Origin of the sequence: Gordonia otitidis NBRC 100426 (genome assembly GCF_000248075.1) — a bacterium.
In the GTDB taxonomy this organism is placed as follows: domain Bacteria; phylum Actinomycetota; class Actinomycetes; order Mycobacteriales; family Mycobacteriaceae; genus Gordonia; species Gordonia otitidis.
In genome coordinates this window covers 1-19,020 of sequence record NZ_BAFB01000098.1, presented here as the reverse complement: position 1 = coordinate 19,020, position 19,020 = coordinate 1, and the positions used below count along the sequence as shown (strand labels likewise).

The window sequence follows — 19,020 nt, the reverse complement described above, 5'->3', positions numbered from 1 at the left end:
GAGCACGGCGTGATGCGGATCAGTCCGCTTCCACGCCGATGGTGTGGTCGCCCACCGATGTCACGACGTCCCTGCGCGCGCTTCGCGTACCGATCGGCACGATCAACGGATCGCCGTACACCGGGTCCTCGATCACCCGTGCGGTGAGTCCGAACGCTTCCTCGAGGAGTTGCTCGGTGATGACCTCGTGCGGGTCGCCCTGCGCGACAATCCGACCCGATGTCATGACGAACAACGAATCGCTGTACCGCGCAGCGAGATTGAGATCATGGAGCACCATCACGATGGTCTTGCCGTGCTCGGTGCGCAGCGAGTACACGAGATCGAGCACGTCGACCGAGTGCGTGAGGTCGAGGTAGGTGGTCGGTTCGTCGAGCAGTAGTAGATCGGTGCCCTGAGCCAGGGTCATCGCGATCCACACGCGCTGTCTCTGGCCTCCGGACAGCTCGTCGATCTGCCTGTCGGCCAGTTCAGTGGTGGCTGTCATCTCCAGCGCCGACGCCACGGCCGCCTCGTCCTCGGGCGACGCCTGCTGATACCACTTCTGGTGCGGAAAGCGGCCTCGGCCGACGAGGTCGGCCACGGTGAGACCTTCCGGCGCAACAGGATTCTGGGGAAGGATGCCCAGCTTGCGTGCGACCTCTTTTGGCTTCGTGTGGTTGATATCGGCGCCATCGAGAAGCACCACGCCCTCGTGTGGCCGCAGCAGTCGTGACATCGAGCGCAACAGCGTCGATTTGCCGCAGCCGTTGGGTCCGATGATGGTGGTGACTGCCGCGTCTGGGATCTCGATGTCGAGTCCCTCGATGACGATGCGGTCGTCGTATCCGACGGTCAGTCCTTGGCCGACGAGTCTGCTCATACTGTCGCCTTCCGTGACATCGAGACCATGAGGTAGATGAGGAACGGACCGCCGACCGCCGCGGTGACGATGCCGACGGGCAGACCGTCGGGAAGTAGCGTGCGGCACAGCAGATCGCCGGCGAGGACGAGGACCGCCCCGATCACGCCTGCGAGCAGCGGTGTCGGAACCGGCGTCCGGGCAAGGCGCAGACCGATCTGTGGTGCGAGCAGGGCGATGAATGCGATGGGCCCGGCAGCCGAGACGGCGAGTGCCGTCAGCCCCACGGCGACGAGCAGGACGGTGGTCGACACTCCCGTGGTGCGTACGCCGAGGCCACGCGCCATGTCCTGCCCGAGTGAGAGAGCGTCGATCTGTCGGGACATCATCACGATCACGACGACACCCACGACGACTGCGATCGCGACGGGCCACACACTCGACCAGGTCGACTGGGAGACCGATCCGACGAGCCAGACCTGTGCCCGGGCAACATCTTTGATGTCGGCCCGGGTGAGGAGGAAGGACGTGAGCGCCTGCAGCAACCACGTCACGCCGACGCCGATGAGAACGAGTCGCAACGGATTGATGCCGTGATTGGCCTTGCGTCCCGGCCACGCGAGCACGTACATGACGATCGCGGTGACGACACCACCGAGAAGTGCTGCCGCGGGGACGCCGATGTCGGCGAGCCATGAACCCCAACCGTTCCCGAACGCGATGGCAGCGACGGCCGCCGCGCTCGAACCTGCCGTGATGCCGAGGATATCCGGTGTGGCAAGGGGATTGCGTGCGATCAACTGACTCAGCGCACCAGCCGCACCCAGTGCGAAGCCGACGAGAACGGAGACCAGCGCGCGCGGAAGAGCGTCGGAGAGTACGACGACGTTCTCGATGCGGGTGCCCCCGCCGAGCAGGATGCGCGCCACGTCGAGAGGTGACAGCGGGTAGTCGCTGACGCCGACGCTGAGCAGGAACAGCAACAGGGTGAGCGCGAGGCCCAGGAGGGTGACGGCCACCATACGCGGACGGATGACCCACGACGACGGCCCGATTCGGACGATGCGGCGGCGACGGTCGGGCGTCGTCGATCCGGTGTCATCGGTGGACACGGGTGCGGTCTCGCGTTCGGTGGTTCCGGGTCGGGTAGTCATACGTTCGTCAGCTTCTGTCTGCGGACCATGGCGATCAGGAACGGCGCGCCCACCATCGCGAGAACGACACCGACCTGGACCTCACCCGGCCGTGCGATCACGCGGCCGATGACATCACAGACCAGCATGAGGGTGGCGCCGATCAGTGCGGAGTAGGGGATGATCCAGCGGTAGTCGGGTCCGGTGAACGCACGCGCGATATGAGGTACGACCAGGCCGAGGAAGACGATCGGTCCGCAGGCGGCCGTTGCCGCTCCGACCAGCAGGGTGATGGCGGCGATTCCGACGGCGCGGATCACCAGCACCCGCGATCCGAGCGCCGTCGTCATCTCGTCGCCGAGGCTCAGGATGTTGAGGAAGAATCCGCTCGCCAGGGCGAGGACCAGCCCGACGGCGACGAATGGGAGCGCAGCCCAGAAGATCTCGATGCTCCGGCCAGACGTCGATCCGACGCTCCAGAAGCGCCAGGCGTCGAGGGATGCGGTGTCGGAGAGGACGACGGCCGACGTGATCGCCGTGAGCATCGCGGACAGGCCCGTCCCCGCGAGGATCAGGGTCACGGGACCGGTGCCGGTCAGCGCGGAGACACCGAAGACCGCGCACGACGCGATGATCGCGCCGAGCAGGCCGAAACCCATGAACGCCATGGGGGAGGAGATTCCGAGCACGTAGACGCCACACACAACCGCGCACGCTGCTCCCGCGTTGACGCCGAGCATGCCGGGGTCGGCGATGGGGTTGCGGGTGTGACCCTGAGTGATGGCGCCTGCGGCACCTATCGCCAGACCACAGAGCAGACCCAACACGGTTCGCGGGATACGAAGATCCCAGATGATGCCCGCGGTGTCGTCGGGCTTGGTGACCTCGGGTGCGCGGAGATGGATGATCGCGCTCCAGATCTGACCGACGCCCGAGGTGAAGGCATCCCACGTTTGCGCAGGTGGGATCGTGCGAGTGCCGACGATCACCGACGCGATGACCGCGGCGGCGAGGACCGCAACGATCACCAACAAACCGGAGAAACGACGCACGAAGGGCAACCTTACCTGAGCTGATTGTGCGCTCCCGGATGCCCGGGGCCGAAGTCACGAGGAGATTGCCGAACGGGCAAGATCTTTCAGTGGGGTAACAACTTTCTGTGAGTTTCCGATAAGTATGTTCAGACGGGACGAACCGTCGGGGGGTGAACGTCCGCAGTGGTATCCCCCGGTGCATATCGGCAGTTTGCAGGTCGATCAACGCACGACGACACGTGAATCAGGAAGGTCATACGACATGAAGAAGTCTGTGAAGCGCGCTATCGCCGCGGTCGCCGCCGCCAGCGGTATCGCTGCGGGGTCGGTAGCCGCAGCAACACCCGCCCACGCTGCAGGTCCGGGAGACCTCGCGCTCGTCGGCGGCGTCAACTGCTACTTCAAGGGCTGGGGCCCCACCTGGGATAACCTCCCCGGCTGGCGCATGCACCGCTGGATGGGCGTGAAGAACATCGGTGGCGCGACCATGACCAACGTGAATGTCACCGAACCCGGTGGTGCCACCAAGCTCGCGACCGTCGACAAGAAGCATCCGGGCGTACTGAAGCCGGGCCAGTTCTACATGGCGTTCGAAACCACCTGGCGAGGCTGCTTCCCGTCGTCGATCTCCGGCTACACCATCGGCGCACAGGTGGAGAACATCTTCAACAACGCGGGCTTCTGGTGGAATCTCAAGCAGTTCGAAGGTGACCGCAAGCAGGCGCCGAACACGCAGAAGGTCGACCCGTCGCAGGCCAAGGTCGGCGACCAGGCTCCGCCCGCCGCAGCGGTCAAGGCTGCACAGAACTGATCGACCCGATCGCCTGGCGATCGGTTTCCTCTCACACAGAGAACGCCGACCGGAATCCCGGTCGGCGTTCTCTGTTGTTCGTTCCAGGCGGAGTCAGGCCTTCTGAACCTTGTGTGGCTCGGAAGCGGCGATCATGTCCTCGCGCTCGACGACCTTGACGCGTTCGCGGCCCTCAGCGGCGCCGAGGGCACGCTCGTGCTCATCGAGCCGGTACCAGCCGTCCCAGGTGGTGAACGGGATGCTCTTGGACTCGAGCAGCTCGATGACCGCGTCCTCCGACGGGTTGGCCGGATCGAGCAGCGCGTCGTTGCCCATGTCCTCGATGATGCACTCGACGGTCTCGTTGGCGTCGCCCTTGGTGTGGCCGATGAGGCCGACGGGGCCGCGCTTGACCCAACCGGTGGTGTACAGACCGGTGAGATGGGTGCCGTCGTCGAAGATGCGGCCGGCCTCGTTGGGGATGACGCCCGCCTGCGAGTCGAACGGGATCTCGGGCAGGTTGTCCGAGAGATAACCGACGGCACGGTAGACCGCGGTGACGTCCCAGTCGGTGTGCTTGCCGGTGGGTTTGACGTTGCCGGTGCCGTCGAGCTGTGTGCGCTCGGTGCGCAACCCGACGACCTCACCGTTCTCGCCGAGGATCTCGATCGGGCTTTCGAAGAAGTGCAGGAAGAGCTTGTGGATCGCGCCCTGCTTGGGCTCGCGCATCGCGTAGTTCTCGATGATCGTGGCGACCTGGTCGGTGATCTTGCTACCGCGCCGTGCGACGGCCGAACCCTCGTCGTAGTCGATGTCCTCGGGGCTGACGACGACCTCGATGTTCGGCGAGTGATCGAGCTCCTTGAGCTCAAGCGGTGTGAACTTGGCCTGCGCGGGTCCGCGGCGACCGAACACGTGGACCTCAACGGCCTTGTTCGACTTGAGGCCCTCGTAGACATTGGCCGGGATCTCGGTGGGAAGCAGTTCGTCGCCGGTCTTGGCGAGCACCCGGGCGACGTCGAGTGCGACGTTGCCGACACCGATGACGGCGACCTTCTCCTGATCGAGCGGCCATTCGCGCGGGAAGTCGGGGTGGCCGTCGTACCAGGCGACGAACTGTGCCGCGCCGTAGCTGCGGTCGAGGTCGATGCCGGGGATGTCGAGTGCGCGGTCGTCGGTGGCGCCGGTCGAGAAGATCACGGCGTCGTAGTGCGCCTTGAGTTCGTCGAGGGTGATGTCGGTGCCGTAGTCGATGTTGCCGAGCAGTCGCACCTGCGGCTTGTCGAGCACCTTGTGCAGTGCCGTGATGATGCCCTTGATACGCGGGTGGTCGGGGGCGACGCCGTACCGGATCAAGCCGAACGGAGCAGGCATCCGCTCGTAGAGATCGATGCTGACACCGCGATCTTTGGCGGTGTCGGACTTCATCAAGGCATCGGCGGCGTAGATGCCGGCCGGGCCGGCTCCGACGATGGCGACCCGCAGCGGGCGGCTCTGATCAGTCATAGAGTGTCGTCTACCTCGTACTCAGGGGTGTCTCGACGCGCCAGGTATGTCGCTGGAGTGCGGCGGAGCGTCGACGCTTATCCCCTCTACGGTAGGCGCTGGACAGCGATACCCAAAATCATCTGTGAGGGTTGCCTCAGTTGGCGCGAGGGCGCACCGTGCTCTTGCGTGCGGCGTCCGAGATCGGTCCGATCGTCTTGTCCGCGACCCAGGGCACGGTGAGCACGGTCGGCACCGACATCGCGCTTCCGACCTGCTGGTCGAGGTACACGGCGCGGCCCTGGGTGACGTAGCGCTGACGGTTCCAGGTCGCGTCGCTCTTCAGCTTCGCGTTCGCACCCGACCAGTCGACGACGACCACGACGTCGGCGGCGTCGAGCAGGTCGAGTCTCTCGGCTGAGATCGATCCGTAGAAGCCGTTGGTGATCGTGGACTTGAGGGCTTGGGGGAAGTTCAGCCCGTAGTCGGCGAGTGTCTGCGCGCGACCGTCTCCCGGACCGTAGATCGAGACGCCGCCGTCCGGCGAACCGGTCACCACGACGCCGGTCTTCGCCTCCAACTCGGGATGCTCGGCACGCAGCGCTTCGACGTGCTGTCTGGCCTCCGAGATCTTCTTCGACGCCGCGTCGGGTAGCCCGACGGACTTGCCGATCTCCAGGGTTTGCACCTCCCAGGGGACCTGCCAGTCCTGGTACTGCGCGGGCCTGACGATAGTCGGCACCGCCTTGCTGAGCGTGTCGTACTGCTCGCGGGTGGGCGCCGCGCCGACCGCGGTGACCAGCTGCGGATCGGTCGACAGTGCCTTGGCGATCTGCGCACCGAACTCGGCGGACACGTTGGGCAGGATGACCGGCTTCGCGTCACCGAGGAGCTTTTCGTTCCACGGGGCGCTGCGCTGGGTCGGATCGGCGAACGGGGCGATCGTCGTCGGCGTGATGCCGAGTGCGAGGAGTGTGTCGCCGTCGCCGACCCCCATCGCGGCTACGCGGGCGGGTTGTGTGGAGATGGTCGTCGACCCGTATTTGTGGTCGATGGTCACCGGCAGGGCGCCGGGTTCTGCAGCGGGTACCGACGACCCGGCCGCGGGCTGGTTCTCGTCGGGCGACGAGCATCCGACGAGAACCATCGTCGACGCCGTCACGATTGCCAGAGCTGCGAGCGCGTGGCGGAGGTGTCGTGGGTGGTGCACAGGGGATCCTCTCGATGATGCTGCCTTCTCTTAGGCTCACCTTACGAGACTCGTTGCCGTGTATGTCCGGATCGGGGGCCACGAGAGCCACCACGACCGACCACTACACTCCCGGGCATGGCCAAAGGTGCACGTGAGTCAGCCGCCGGTGACGAATTCGAGGACGAGCAGCGCCCACGCACCTGGAAAGACGCGTGGCCGTTCTGGATCGCGTTGGTCGTCGTTGCCCTGGCGATACTCGGCGTGGTGCTGTCCAACGTGTTGCGTCCTGCGCAAGAGCGGGCCAGTGATTCCGGCCAGGTCCAGTTCGCGATCAACGACAACTACACCGCGCGCAACAATGTCGACTACGGCAAGTACAAGGAATCGACGTGCGCTGCAGACACGTCGTCGCCGTCGTTCATCTCCGAGGCCGAATTCGTGCGTCAGAACCGCACATCGGTCGAATCGAAGGGCCGCATCGTCATCCCGGAGATCACCGACGTGACCGTCAATGGCGAGCGCGCGACGGCGCGGGTGCACTGGCACTTCGACAAGACGCCGGACGACGAACAGACCACGAGCGTCGTCGTGGTGAAGGACGACGGGACGTGGAAGCTCTGCACGAGCTGACGGTTCACTCGTGGTGTAGAAGTCACTCGTAGCTGTAGAAACCCTCGCCGGTCTTGCGGCCGAGCTTGCCGTCGTCGACGTAGCGCTGGAGAAGTTCACGCGGGCCGGTCGGCAGGTTCGGATTCTCGGCGGCGTAATGATTCTCGATGTCGAGTACCACGTCGAGGCCCACGCCGTCCATCATTGCGAACGGGCCGGTTGGCAAGTGCCAGTTGATCTTGAACATCTCATCGATGTCGTGTGGCGTCGACACACCCTCTGCGACGACCTCGAGCGACTCCCGCTTGATTGCGGCCCAGATGCGATTGAAGATGAATCCCGTGCTCTCCCTGTGTGCTTCGAACGGATGTATACCGAACTCGGGCAGCACGGTGAGCAGAGAGTCGAGGACGTCGCGGGCAGTGTCGCCGTCGGACATGAGGTCGACGGCGTTCGACGTCGGGGGCATGTAGAAGTGCATGTTGCACATACGTTCCGGGTTGCGCACGTTCTCGGTCATCGTCGACGACGCATACGACGACGAGTTGGTCGCGAAGATCGCGTCGTCGTCTGCAGCTGTGTCGATCTCGCCCCATAGCGGGATCTTGATGTCGAGGCGCTCGGGAACGGCCTCGACGACCAGCCACGCGCCGGAAACCGCATCAGCGAGCGTCGATGCCGGGATCACTTTTCCTGCAACGCCTTTGCCGATGATCTTCAGCGTTTCGTCGATGGTGTCATCGACGTACTGGACAGCCGCGTTGCGTTGCTCAGGGTTCTGGTCGAAGATCCGTACCTCGCCGCCTCGCGTGGAGAACATGAGGGCGATTCGACGCCCGAGGGTGCCCGCCCCGACGACGGCCACCGGCCGTGCGTCGATGTCGTCGAGGGACTTCGCGTATTCGCTCATCGCGTGTACTTCTTTCGAGAGATGTTGTGGTGGTTTATGTAGGTCGTACTCAGAGACCTGCGATACCCGTGAAAGTCGAGTCGGGCAGATGAACGATCTCGCGTACTGTGTGGTCGCCATCGATCTCGACCGTTCGGATCGAGCCGCCGAGGTCGCTGACGTAGACCAACGCGGCGTCGGTGTCGACGGCAAGGCCGATCGCCTCGTCGAAGCCACCGGCGAGAATCTTCGGGGCGGCGCCCGAATGACCCTTTCCGGGTATCGCTGCCCGGTTGAGCGTGTTGCCCGAGGGCGCTTCCCCGCGATCGGTCCAGAAGACGGTGTTCGTGTCGGGATCGAGGTGAAGGTCGATCGGCTCCGGCAGGCCATCCCACAGCACTTCGATATCCGTTCGGGTGGAGGCAGTTTCACCCTCAGGGAGGTCGAGGCCTGCACGCAAGATCCTCCCGAGTCCACCCTTGCTCGGGCCCTTCTGTGTCCAGTAGATGAACCCGTTGACAGGGTCACTCGCGACACCGACGCATTCCTGCGTCCAGGTGTCGTCGCGTGTGTTGTGGACCAGCGGGGTGAGACCGGTGCCGTCGGTGGCCACGCGATAGACGGTCGTGCCCTCGCGGTCGCAGAAGTACAGCAGGCCGGCGTCGACGTCGGCGGTGAGCTGTTTGCCGGTGGTGATGGTGCCGTCGGGAACCACTTGGGTTTGTCCGGAACCGTCGAGGGCGCACGTGCGCACCGAGCCGTTCGGAGTGCTGAAATCCCAGGCGGCGTCGGACGAGGCGTCGGCTGTCGCCAGGGTGCGGGTGGGCTTGCCCATGGTCGTCCAGTAGATGCGGTCGGGCGTGGTGACGATCCCGTCCGGCATGTAGCCGGTCTGATCGGTCACGGTCTCGACGACTCCATGTCGGGGATCGACCCGCAGGATGGAGTGGTTGCGGCCATCCAGAACGTATAGGTGCTCGAACATGATGCCTCTCGATGCGCTGGCGAACAGAGCTGATCTACCTCCACGCTAGGAGTGGTGTGACCGGAAGGGAACGACCAGTTCGGACTCTGCGGTGTTGCCCGAACGGAAATACCGAGTTCGATTTGGAGCGTTGGATATTTCTATGGATGTCATGCACCTGCGGTACTTCCTCGCTGTGGCACGTGAGCTCAACTTCACCAGGGCTGCGGAATCACTTCACATGTCCGCGCCCCCGCTGAGCAAACGGATCAAGGCGCTGGAGTCCGAGCTCGACGTCCGCCTCTTCGACAGATCGACACATCACACCGCGCTCACCGATGCGGGCCGGGCATTGATTCCGCTTGCCGAGCGGGTCGTCGCAGATCTCGACGCACTACCGTCCGCGGTACGCGCGACCCAGCGCACGGACTTGCGTCTTGCCGTTCCGGACGAGCTCACGCATGCACAGCGTCGACGTATCTCGGCGGTTGCCGATCAGGTCGACGAGACGCATCGTGTGATCATCTCGCAGATGCCGTCGCTAGAGATGCCTGAGCAACTCCTCGGCGGTGAGATCGATCTCGCGATCTCACATCTTCCCGAACACCATCCCGACCTCGTGGGCACGCTGCTCACGACGTCGAGAGTGGTGGCCGTCGTCGACGCGTCGAGATTTGCGGCCATCGACGCAATCACGACCGCTGACCTGCGGGGAATGACCCTGGTGTCCGGGCCGAGGCACTGGGACCTGCGGTACGGACCGTACACACGGCTCCTGCGCGATCTCGGTGTGCTCATCGACACCTCGCACCGCTACTCGACCATCACCGGAATGGCATTGATGCTCCGCGGCGGTGACCGATTCACGTTGGTTCCGGAGGAAACGGAATCGATGCGCGCTATCGATCGCAGCGAGTTCACGCTTCTTCCCATCTCCGATCTCGCGATGCGCATGGACACGTGGGCAATCAGGCGTGCCGACGGCAACGATCTCGACGCCGTCGTCGCGGCACTTGCGGTGGACGCTTGAGTGGAGCGGGTCGTGGCGGGCTCGGGTCGAAATCACGCCACGACCGGCGCGCGAGTACATTGCTAGGCGACGAAACTCCCGGCAAGCAGTGCGTTCGGGACAGGCGACAAAGGACAGCGGAAGGTGTGCAGGGCATGACCTATGCAGGCGATCTGACTCCCCAGCAGGCCTGGGAGAGGCTGGAGACCGACCCCAACACGGTTCTGGTCGACTGCCGCACCACAGCGGAGTGGGCCTTCGTCGGTGTCCCCGACCTCGAGGTCATCGAGAAGAAGACCGTCTTCGTCGAGTGGAACACCTTCCCCGACGGCACCCCCAACCAGGCATTCATCGCTGAGCTGCGCGATGCGGGTATCCGGGACGACAACGAAGTGATCTTCCTGTGCCGCTCCGGTCATCGCTCGATCGGCGCTGCAGAGGCTGCGACGGCTGCTGGAATCACCAAGGCGTACAACGTGCTCGACGGATTCGAGGGTGCCCTCGACGAGAACGACCACCGTGGCCGTGCGGGCTGGCGTGCGTCGAACCTCCCGTGGAGGCAGTCGTGAGTCACGAACTGCCGGAAGGCGTTTCCTTCGACACCCTCGCCGTGCGCGGCGGCCTGGCCAGGTCCGGGTTCTTCGAGACCTCCGAGGCGCTGTACCTCACCAGCGGCTATGTCTACGACTCCGCGGAGGCCGCCGAACGCGCATTCACGGGCGAAGACGAGCGATTCGTCTACTCGCGCTATGGAAATCCGACGACCGCGATGTTTGAGGAGCGACTGCGACTACTCGACGGAGCCGAGGCCTGTTTTGCGACGGCGAGCGGAATGGCCGCGGTGTTCGTGGCGCTCGGAGCGTTGCTGAAGGCGGGCGATCGGTTAGTCGCCGCACGCAGTCTGTTCGGCTCGTGCTTTGTGGTGTGCAACGAAATCCTGCCGCGCTGGGGCGTCGAAACGGTTTTCGTCGACGGCGAGGACCTCGATCAGTGGGAACAGGCGCTGTCGACACCGGCTGACGCCGTGTTCTTCGAGACCCCGTCGAATCCGATGCAGACGCTCGTCGACGTCGCGAAGGTGTCAGAGCTCGCTCACGCTGCGGGCGCAAAGGTGGTGCTGGACAACGTCTTCGCCACACCACTACTGCAACGCGGATTCGATCTCGGCGCCGACGTGATCGTCTACTCGGGTACCAAGCACATCGACGGCCAGGGCCGCGTGATGGGCGGTGCGGTGTTGGGTACCAAGGAGTTCGTCGACGGTCCGGTGCAGACCCTGATGCGGCACACCGGTCCCGCGTTGAGTCCGTTCAACGCGTGGACCCTGCTCAAGGGGCTCGAGACCATGCGCCTGCGCGTCGACGCGTCGGTGGCATCGGCGTTGCGCATCGCCGAATTCCTCGAGGCCGACCCACGCGTGCGGTGGACCAAATACCCGTTCATCACATCGCATCCGCAGTACGACCTCGCGACCAAGCAGATGTCGGGCGGTGGCACCGTCGTGACATTCGAACTCAACGATCACGACGGCGTCGACGGCAAGAAGCGGGCGTTCGAGGTGCTCAACGCGTTGCAGGTCATCGACATCTCGAACAACCTGGGCGACTCCAAATCGCTCATCACCCATCCCGCCACCACCACACATCGTGCGATGGGGCCGGAGGGCCGGGCTGCAATCGGCCTCAGCGATGCGGTGGTACGGCTGTCGGTAGGACTCGAGGGCGTCGACGACCTGCTCGGCGATCTGGATCAGGCGCTGGGCTGAACGCAGCGATCGCACGGGGTCGGGTTACCGGGCATAGTTGAACGACACAGCACGACCACCCAGCTCGCGAGGACCGACCATGACCGGCAGTGCTTTATCCGACGACGCCTTCTGGGATACCGCCCACGATCATCTGATCCGCTACATCCCGTCGTTCAGTCCGCGCATCATCGAGCGTGCCGCCGGGTCCTACGTCTACGACTCCGACGGCAACGCGATCCTCGACTTCACGTCGGGTCAGATGAGTGCCGTGCTCGGCCATTCGCATCCGGCGATCGTGGGGGCGGTGTCGAGTTCGGTTGCCACGCTTGACCACCTGTTCAGCGGAATGCTCAGCAGGCCAGTCGTCGACTTCGCGGCGCGGCTTTCTGCGACCCTCCCCGACAACCTGACGCGCACCGCACTGCTGACCACGGGCGCCGAGTCCAACGAGGCCGCGATCAAGATGGCCAAGCTCGCCACCGGCCGCTACGAGATCGTGTCCTTCGACCGCTCCTGGCACGGGATGACGTCGGGCGCGGCGGCAGCGACGTTCTCGGCCGGTCGACGCGGCTACGGTCCGACGATGCCGGGCAACTTCACACTCCCCACGCCGAATGCGTATCGGTCGCCGTTCCGTCATGCCGACGGGTCCTATGACTGGCAGGCCGAGCTCGACTACGGGTTTGCGGCCGTGGACACACAGTCGAACGGCTCACTGGCGGCGTGCATCGTCGAACCGATCCTGTCGTCGGGTGGCATCATCGAGCTTCCCGAAGGGTACCTCGCGCGCCTGCGGCAGATGTGCGACGACCGCGGCATGCTGATGATTCTCGACGAGGCGCAGACCGGGCTGGGCCGGACCGGCACGATGTACGCATTCGAGCGTGACGGTGTTGCTCCGGACATCCTCACGCTGTCGAAGACGCTGGGGGCGGGCCTGCCGGTGGCGGCCGTGGTGACGAGCTCGGAGATCGAGGACCTGTGTGCCGAGCGGGGTTTCCTGTTCTACACCACCCACGCATCGGACCCGCTCGCGGCGACCGTCGCGCTCACCGTGCTCGATGTGATCGAACGCGACGGGCTCGTCGATCGTGCTGCCAAGCTCGGAGATGTGTTGCGCGAGCGGCTCATCGGGCTTCGCGACGACTTCGAGGTCGTCGGCGACGTGCGCGGGCGTGGACTGCTGCAGGGGCTGGAACTGGTGACCGACAAGGCGTCCCGCACCCCGGCGGATGCCCTGGGCGCAGAGGTCACGGCGGCGTGCCTCGAGCGAGGACTGCACATGAACATCGTTCAGCTTCCCGGCATGGGCGGCATCTTCCGCATCGCTCCGCCGCTGACCATCAGCGACGACGAGCTGCATCGAGGGCTGGACATCCTGACGGAGTCGCTGGCGGCGTCGGTCTAGGGGAGCAGCTCTGCGGCGGGCGCGCAGAAAGTAGGGGAAAGGGTCTTTCCGCTGGTTTTGTGCGCTTCCGCTAGAAGTTTCGCGGGGAAGGGTGCAGAACCCGGGGAAGAATGCAGCGGAGGCGCAGAAAGTAGGGGAAGAATGCAGCGGAGGCGCAGAAAGTAGGGGAAGCGTGCAGCCCGGGCGCAGAATATCGGGGAAGAGTGCAGCCCGAGCGCGAAAGTAGGGCTCAGCTGGCGCGCAGAAAGTAGGGGAAACGGTCCTTCCCCTAGTTTTGTGCTTCCCCTAGAAGTTTCCCGCGAAAGGGTGCAGAACCCAGGGAAGGAATCCTCCCCCTACTTTCTGCGCGGCGGCAGCGCACAGAATCCCCCGCAGCGCAGCAACCCTCGCAGCCAACACCGGGACAGCTCCTACACCTCGACGCCGAGCGCCCGCAGCACCGTCGCGAGCTTCGCCGACGTCTCGTCGAGCTCGGCCTGCGGTTCCGAGCCCGCGACGATGCCGCCGCCTGCCCAGGTGAGTACGTGGCGCAGATCCTCGGATAGTTCGAGCGACCGGATCGTCACCATCCACTCGCCGTCACCGGCGGACCCCGACCAGCCGACGGCGCCCGCGTAGAAGCCCCGCGGCTCCTCGCGCGTCGAGATGAACTCTGCGGCAGCGTGTCCCGGAGTTCCACACACCGCGGGCGTAGGACTCAACAGCAGTGCGAGGTCGAGTGACGTGATCGTGGGGTCGGCGAGAACCCCCCGGATCGGTGTTGCGAGATGCCACATCTCGCCCGTCGAGACGAGCGCCGGCTCGTCGGGGACGTGTAGCTCTCGGCAGAGGGGATCGAGCGCGTCGCGCAGATGGTCGACGACGAAGGCGTGCTCGGAGCGGTCCTTCGTCGATGCCAGAAGTGCCTGTCCCGCAGCACGGTCGACGTCAGGATCGGATGACCGCGCGGCCGACCCGGCATAGGGACGACACACGACCTCCAAACCCTGCTTGCGCAGCAACACCTCGGGGCTCGCTCCCAGAAGCCATCGCGCGCGCGGATCGGTCTGTTCGTCGACGCTCAGGTCGACGAGAAACGCCGAGTGCTCTGCGTTGCCGTATGCCAGCGCGCCGAGAAGTCGTTGTGGATCAACAGGATTCGAGAGATCGAACTCGACGGCGCGTGCGAGTACGACCTTCGACAGGGCGCCCGATTCGATCTCGTCGACGGCCCGTGCCACGCGGTCGCGGTGGGTGGCCGCGTCGGGGACGAGAGTGACGCCAGCGGCGACGTTGCGTTCGGCCGCACGTCCCGTCAGCGGGTCGCCGCTGTGTCGGATGGTCTCGGGTACGAGGAGTGCGGCGTCGTCCGCGGGGTCGAAGGGCAGCGCGCCGGTGATGGCACCGATTCGTCCGGAGCGCAGTGCTTCGGCGGCTTGGGTGGCATCGGTGAATCCCTCCGAGGCGCCACGCGCCCGAACGGTGCCGTGTGGCCGGGAAAGGACGAACACCTCCGATGGGGACATGGAGTCACGCTACCTGGTGCGCTGAAGGCCGAGTGCGACGATCCGGAGTGCGCCGGCACACAGACGGGTTCACCGGCGAGGCCGATCCCGCCGCACTTCGGTGCCGGCAGCTGCGTTTTGTGCACGTTGAGCGAAAGTTGACAGGTCAGCGTCGAATCGGTGATTCTTGGAACAGGTCATGAGTGCCAGCGACAAGCCCCGGCTAGCTGGTCGGCAACCCTCCTCCGCGGTGGGGTGCTCCGGGTGACGACCTGGCCGTACCCGAGGTGGGTACGGCAAGCGTGGATTCCAAGGAGATCATTCGATGACTGCTGTCGTCACCCGTTCATACCCCCGCTCGTCGCAGGTGGACGCCGTCGAGACCCCAAAGATCGCTCCGCTGGCGCCGGTCGTCGGCGCAGCCGAATGCGCCCCGCTCGCCGACGGCACCACGGTGCGCTACGCCAACTTCGACTACGCGGCCAGCGCCCCCGCTCTCACCGCGGTCGCCGACGCCGTCGCAGACGCGTTGAGCACCTATGCCAGCGTCCACCGCGGTGCCGGTCACCTGTCTCAGGTCACGACGCGGCGCTACGAAGAATGCCGTGAGACGGTTCGACGCTTCGTCCGGGGCCGCGCCGACGACACCGTCGTGTTCACCCGCAACACCACCGACGCGATCAACCTCGCCGCGCACGTCACACCCGGTGACGTCGTCGTCCTCGACATCGAGCACCACGCCAACCTCCTGCCGTGGATCGAACGCAAGGACAAGTGGACACGCATCGTCGAGGTGACGCCAACCATCGACGAGACCCTCGCCGCCGTCGAACGCGAACTCGCGAGCAAACCCGCAGCGTTGCTCGCGGTCACCGGGGCGTCGAACGTGACCGGAGAGGTGCTGCCGATCTCACGGCTCGCCTCGGTCGCCCACCGCCACGGCGCCCGCATCCTGGTCGACGCCGCGCAGCTGGTTGCGCATCGACCGGTGTCGTTGGTGAGCCACGGCATCGACTACCTCGTCTTCTCGGGGCACAAGCTCTACGCACCGTTCGGAGCAGGCGTGCTCGTCGGTCGTGCCGATTGGCTCGACGCCGCGCAGCCCTACCTCGCAGGCGGTGGAGCGACGGCAGACGTCGACGTCGACTCAGGCTGCGCCTCGGTCTCCTGGCACACGGGCGCCGCACGCCACGAAGCGGGATCGCCCAACGTGCTCGGCGCCGTCGCGATCGCGGCCGCGTGCGATGCGATCAGCGAACTCGGACACGAGTGGATCGGTGCGCACGAGGCCTACCTGTGTGCACAACTCGACGCCGGGCTCGCCGAGATCGAGGGCGTCAGCCCGCTGCGCGTCTTCGACGACGGTCTCGAGCGTGTCGGTATCGCCGGGTTCACCGTCGACGGGTTCACACCGCGCGAGGTCGCGGAGTATCTGAGCGACCATCACGGGATCGGGGTGCGCGACGGAAAGTTCTGCGCACATCCGCTTCTCGACCGGCTCGGTCATCCCGACGGCGCCGTGCGCGCCAGCTTCGGTCTGGGCTCATCGTCCGACGACGTCGAACGCCTCGTGTCCGCGCTGCGTCACCTGTGCGATCACCGACCGTCCGACGGCTCCGTGCGTCCCAGTACGGCAACTCCCGACACCCGAAAGGCACACCTGTGACCATCGAATCGAGTCCTGCAGCAGACGCTTTGGCGCCGCGAACGTCAGCAGCGCGGCTCGTCGGGGCGGGCGAACTGCTGGCCGCCGACACCGGCCTGATCACCATCGGCCGTCCCGCACTGCGTGTCGCCATCGTCGGCGACGCCGCCGCGGCGGAACTGCCGATCGTCGTGCGGCGGCCGACACTGCGCGAAGCACAACGCACTCGCTCGTTGCTCCGGGCCGGAACCCGCGATACCGCGAACTTCTCGGTCGCTCTCACGGTGGAGGTTGCGATCGCACCCCATCCTGCCTCGGCGCGGGCATCGGCTGCCGCGGTCGCGTCAACCACTCCGACGGGTGTCGACACCCTCCTGAGACACGGTGCGGCCCAGACTGGTACGTCTCCGGGCGGAGCGTCGGAAACGGTGCGCTACGTCGGAACACCACACGGGCTGGTGACCCTCATCCGCGACATCTACGCCGCCGAGGTCGCCGACGCCGTGCTCATCGTGCCGATCGACGGCTCGGCCACCGAGCATCGCGTGCGCGCAGAGGTGCTGCCGCAGCTGCAGTCTCGTCGCGCTGCGTGAACCCGACACGACAGGTCCGCCGGGCAGGCGTGACTCCGCGGTCCGGGCTCGCTGCGGACCCGTACCGTCGACGGCCGTACCGTCAGCAGGCATACCGTCAGCGGGCTGCATAAGCGCTGGCGAGGTCCAGTCGCTGCCACGACTGCGCGCCCGCACGTTGATCGTCGAGCGGATACCCCGCCGGGTACGCGCCGCGGCGCAGCAGGTCGGTTGCCTGCGCGCTCGTCATGCCCGGGTGTACCCGCTGCACCAGGGCGACGGCGGTCGGCGGTGCGACGAATGGTGCCTCAGCGGAGCCGATCCGGCTCAGGCCGTAGCTCATCCGTTGCCGGTAGTCGCTGACCGCACCTGCGGTGCTGCGATAGGGCGTGTCACGGGCGATGCAGACAGATAGCGCTGCGCCACAACGCCATTCGAGCTCCGACCGCAGTTCCTGTCCCGCGGCCAGGATGAGCGGACGGAAGCGGGGATCGGCGTATCTGTCGGCCACCGCGGCGTCGGCGACCATGCGGCCGCCGATCACGTCGAGCGGATAGTGCACGCCGAGAACGACGCGGTGGTAACCGGCCTCGCTGCCGCGGGCGAGGAGTTGCGGAGCGAACTCGGGCACCATCAGGGCGAGCAGCCCGGTGCGGATCATCGCCGACGCGGTATGGCCTGACGGGAACGACGACCCGGTCGACAGGACGTCCTTGTCGGTCTTGCCGGGCAGGTTGTAGACCTTGATCCGGTTCGGTGCCACCACGTAGGGCCGCGGATTGTCGGAGATCTCCTTCTCCACCAGAGTCGACGACGCGACGCCCTGACCACGGGCGGCGAGTGAGTCGACCAATGCGGTCACCTTCGGAAGCCGCTTCTCGGTGAGTGCTTGGCGCATGTCGGCACCGAGTTCGGTTCCGAAGGCGTCGGTCATGGCGTAGAGCTGCGTCTGCGACAGCCCGTCGATCGCATACGCATCGTCGAGTGCTCGCTTCTGCAACTGCGGATCGTGTTGCGCGGCATTGTTGATCGCGATCGCCTTCGCGAGATTCTCCGACATCGTCGCGGGATGCTTCGCGCGGATATCGGTGAAGCTGGAGATCACCGGCCAGTAGAGCACGTCGTCGCCGTGCACATCCGACTGGTAGACGGTGGCCAGCGCCCCGACGGGAAACGGCGTGGGCGTCGGCTTGGGCGGCGCGGCATGCGCTGCGGCAGGAACAGCGAACGCCGCGCACAGAGCCGTCGTCGTGGCGATGACCCCGCGGGTGAGGGTGCGCGTGAATCTCATCGTGCTGCTCCTGTCGATCCGTGTCCGAGGTGGGTGAGGGGGTTCGGTGACATCGCCTACGTGCGCCGAAGTTTCGGGTCGCCCGCGCGGGTGTGCCAGCCGAATGCCCGCCGAGTTGCCGAGCGCGGGTCGAGGACGTCGTCGACGTAGAACCACTCCATCTCCGCGCGCGCGGCGGTCACGGTCATCACGCCGAAGCCGTGGGAGGTCAACTCGACGTCCTTGATCCAGGGATTCGTCAGTCTGATCGCCTCGCGGCCCGCGGACAGCAACGCGGTCGTCGGCGCCTCGAGCGCGCGGTTGACCGCGATGGTGTCGTGCGGGCTCGCGGCCGTGATGCTGGGGACGGTGAACTCGCACGCGACGGTACGTCCCGAACGATCAGACCCGTAGTGAGAGACGTTGAGCGGCAACTCACTCGCCCACGAGCTGTGGATGTCGCCCGCGACCAGTACGACGTTCTTCTTCCCGGCCGCGTCGATCGCGGACAACAGTTTTCGACGCTCTGCGGCGTACCCGTCCCACTGGTCGTTGTTGACCGGAATGCCGTCCTGCGGCAGTCCGATCTTCTCGTGCAGCCAGTCGGCCAGCCGGGGGTCGGTCGACTCGGGGATCGTCAGGGGCACCATCATCACCTCGCTTCCGATCACCTGCCAACGGGTCGACGACGTCGTGACCGACGTCTCCAGCCACGTGTACTGCTCGGCGCCGGTGATGCTCTGCGTCGGATCGTCGACGCGCGCCGACGACTGCTTGTCGCGATAGGAACGCAGGTCGGGGATGATCAGTTCGGTCAATGTGCCGAACCGGAACCGCCGGTAGAGGTGCTGCCCGCCGGCCAGGGACGTGGGCCGCACCGGCATCCACTCGAAGTACGCCTGCGTCGACGCGTGCTTGCGTGCGGTCCAGCTTCCCTGCGTTCGCGGA

The 19,020-nt window shown here is 65.8% G+C and carries 18 protein-coding genes and 1 riboswitch; of the genes, 8 read left to right on the top strand and 10 right to left on the bottom strand.

The genetic code is table 11. The features are described 5' to 3' along the window. Window positions 1–19 precede the first annotated feature (19 nt). The 3 genes from GOOTI_RS09935 to GOOTI_RS09925 are packed head-to-tail and all read right to left on the bottom strand — an operon-like array spanning window position 20 to window position 3,026. On the bottom strand, window positions 20–862 hold the full coding sequence (locus GOOTI_RS09935; protein WP_007238455.1) for an ABC transporter ATP-binding protein: 843 nt from the start codon (window positions 860–862) through the stop codon (window positions 20–22). Then, window positions 859–1,995: a FecCD family ABC transporter permease gene (locus tag GOOTI_RS09930; protein ID WP_007238454.1), complete on the bottom strand. Its 1,137-nt coding sequence runs from the start codon at window positions 1,993–1,995 to the stop codon at window positions 859–861. The genes GOOTI_RS09935 and GOOTI_RS09930 overlap by 4 nt, the downstream gene beginning before the upstream one ends. Beyond that, the gene (locus tag GOOTI_RS09925) at window positions 1,992–3,026 is read right to left on the bottom strand and encodes a FecCD family ABC transporter permease (RefSeq protein WP_007238453.1); all 1,035 of its coding nucleotides are present in this window, start codon (window positions 3,024–3,026) and stop codon (window positions 1,992–1,994) included. The genes GOOTI_RS09930 and GOOTI_RS09925 overlap by 4 nt, the downstream gene beginning before the upstream one ends. 244 nt (window positions 3,027–3,270) lie before the next feature. Between GOOTI_RS09925 and GOOTI_RS09920 the strand changes: the two genes are divergently transcribed. Further along, window positions 3,271–3,819 carry a hypothetical protein gene (locus GOOTI_RS09920; protein ID WP_007238452.1) on the top strand — a complete coding sequence of 183 codons (549 nt, stop codon included), beginning with the start codon at window positions 3,271–3,273 and terminating at the stop codon, window positions 3,817–3,819. Between the two features lie 93 nt (window positions 3,820–3,912). Here GOOTI_RS09920 and GOOTI_RS09915 read toward each other — a convergent pair whose 3' ends face one another. After that, window positions 3,913–5,304 (bottom strand): FAD-dependent oxidoreductase, encoded by a 1,392-nt coding sequence (locus tag GOOTI_RS09915; protein WP_007238451.1) that lies wholly within the window; start codon window positions 5,302–5,304, stop codon window positions 3,913–3,915. A gap of 136 nt (window positions 5,305–5,440) precedes the next feature. Then, window positions 5,441–6,430 carry an ABC transporter substrate-binding protein gene (locus GOOTI_RS09910; protein ID WP_007238450.1) on the bottom strand — a complete coding sequence of 330 codons (990 nt, stop codon included), beginning with the start codon at window positions 6,428–6,430 and terminating at the stop codon, window positions 5,441–5,443. A gap of 180 nt (window positions 6,431–6,610) precedes the next feature. Between GOOTI_RS09910 and GOOTI_RS09905 the strand changes: the two genes are divergently transcribed. Further along, on the top strand, window positions 6,611–7,105 hold the full coding sequence (locus GOOTI_RS09905; RefSeq protein ID WP_007238449.1) for an Rv0361 family membrane protein: 495 nt from the start codon (window positions 6,611–6,613) through the stop codon (window positions 7,103–7,105). A gap of 22 nt (window positions 7,106–7,127) precedes the next feature. On the opposite strand, the gene GOOTI_RS09900 is transcribed toward GOOTI_RS09905, so the two are convergent. After that, window positions 7,128–7,994, bottom strand: coding sequence for a 3-hydroxyacyl-CoA dehydrogenase family protein (locus GOOTI_RS09900; RefSeq protein ID WP_007238448.1), 867 nt, complete (start codon window positions 7,992–7,994; stop codon window positions 7,128–7,130). 49 nt (window positions 7,995–8,043) lie between these two features. Next, window positions 8,044–8,958: a PQQ-dependent sugar dehydrogenase family protein gene (locus GOOTI_RS09895; RefSeq protein ID WP_007238447.1), complete on the bottom strand. Its 915-nt coding sequence runs from the start codon at window positions 8,956–8,958 to the stop codon at window positions 8,044–8,046. 142 nt (window positions 8,959–9,100) lie between these two features. On the opposite strand from GOOTI_RS09895, the gene GOOTI_RS09890 reads away from it, so the two are divergent. The 4 genes from GOOTI_RS09890 (at window position 9,101) to GOOTI_RS09875 (ending at window position 13,101) form a co-directional block, all read left to right on the top strand. After that, window positions 9,101–9,967, top strand: a complete 867-nt coding sequence (locus tag GOOTI_RS09890; protein WP_007238446.1) for a LysR family transcriptional regulator — start codon at window positions 9,101–9,103, stop codon at window positions 9,965–9,967. Between the two features lie 134 nt (window positions 9,968–10,101). After that, a complete protein-coding gene (locus GOOTI_RS09885) occupies window positions 10,102–10,515 on the top strand; it encodes a rhodanese-like domain-containing protein (protein WP_039993870.1) in 414 nt (137 codons plus the stop codon). Next, window positions 10,512–11,711: an O-succinylhomoserine sulfhydrylase gene (locus GOOTI_RS09880; protein WP_007238444.1), complete on the top strand. Its 1,200-nt coding sequence runs from the start codon at window positions 10,512–10,514 to the stop codon at window positions 11,709–11,711. Before GOOTI_RS09885 ends, GOOTI_RS09880 begins: the two co-directional genes overlap by 4 nt. A 79-nt stretch (window positions 11,712–11,790) precedes the next feature. Next, on the top strand, window positions 11,791–13,101 hold the full coding sequence (locus GOOTI_RS09875) for an aspartate aminotransferase family protein (protein ID WP_007238443.1): 1,311 nt from the start codon (window positions 11,791–11,793) through the stop codon (window positions 13,099–13,101). Between the two features lie 410 nt (window positions 13,102–13,511). Here GOOTI_RS09875 and GOOTI_RS09870 read toward each other — a convergent pair whose 3' ends face one another. Continuing rightward, on the bottom strand, window positions 13,512–14,606 hold the full coding sequence (locus tag GOOTI_RS09870) for an isochorismate synthase (protein WP_007238442.1): 1,095 nt from the start codon (window positions 14,604–14,606) through the stop codon (window positions 13,512–13,514). A gap of 174 nt (window positions 14,607–14,780) precedes the next feature. Beyond that, a riboswitch (SAM riboswitch) is annotated at window positions 14,781–14,894 on the top strand. A 16-nt stretch (window positions 14,895–14,910) separates the two neighbouring features. Between GOOTI_RS09870 and GOOTI_RS09865 the strand changes: the two genes are divergently transcribed. Next, the gene (locus GOOTI_RS09865; RefSeq protein WP_007238441.1) at window positions 14,911–16,251 is read left to right on the top strand and encodes an aminotransferase class V-fold PLP-dependent enzyme; all 1,341 of its coding nucleotides are present in this window, start codon (window positions 14,911–14,913) and stop codon (window positions 16,249–16,251) included. Between the two features lie 77 nt (window positions 16,252–16,328). After that, window positions 16,329–16,823 (top strand): hypothetical protein, encoded by a 495-nt coding sequence (locus GOOTI_RS09860; protein WP_039993878.1) that lies wholly within the window; start codon window positions 16,329–16,331, stop codon window positions 16,821–16,823. Between the two features lie 97 nt (window positions 16,824–16,920). On the opposite strand, the gene GOOTI_RS09855 is transcribed toward GOOTI_RS09860, so the two are convergent. Both GOOTI_RS09855 and GOOTI_RS09850 read right to left on the bottom strand, forming a co-directional pair. Next, window positions 16,921–18,093 (bottom strand): phosphatase PAP2 family protein, encoded by a 1,173-nt coding sequence (locus GOOTI_RS09855; protein ID WP_039993869.1) that lies wholly within the window; start codon window positions 18,091–18,093, stop codon window positions 16,921–16,923. A 56-nt stretch (window positions 18,094–18,149) separates the two neighbouring features. Beyond that, window positions 18,150–19,020 (bottom strand): alkaline phosphatase D family protein (locus GOOTI_RS09850; RefSeq protein ID WP_007238438.1); only part of this gene is annotated, 871 nt, incomplete at its 5' end.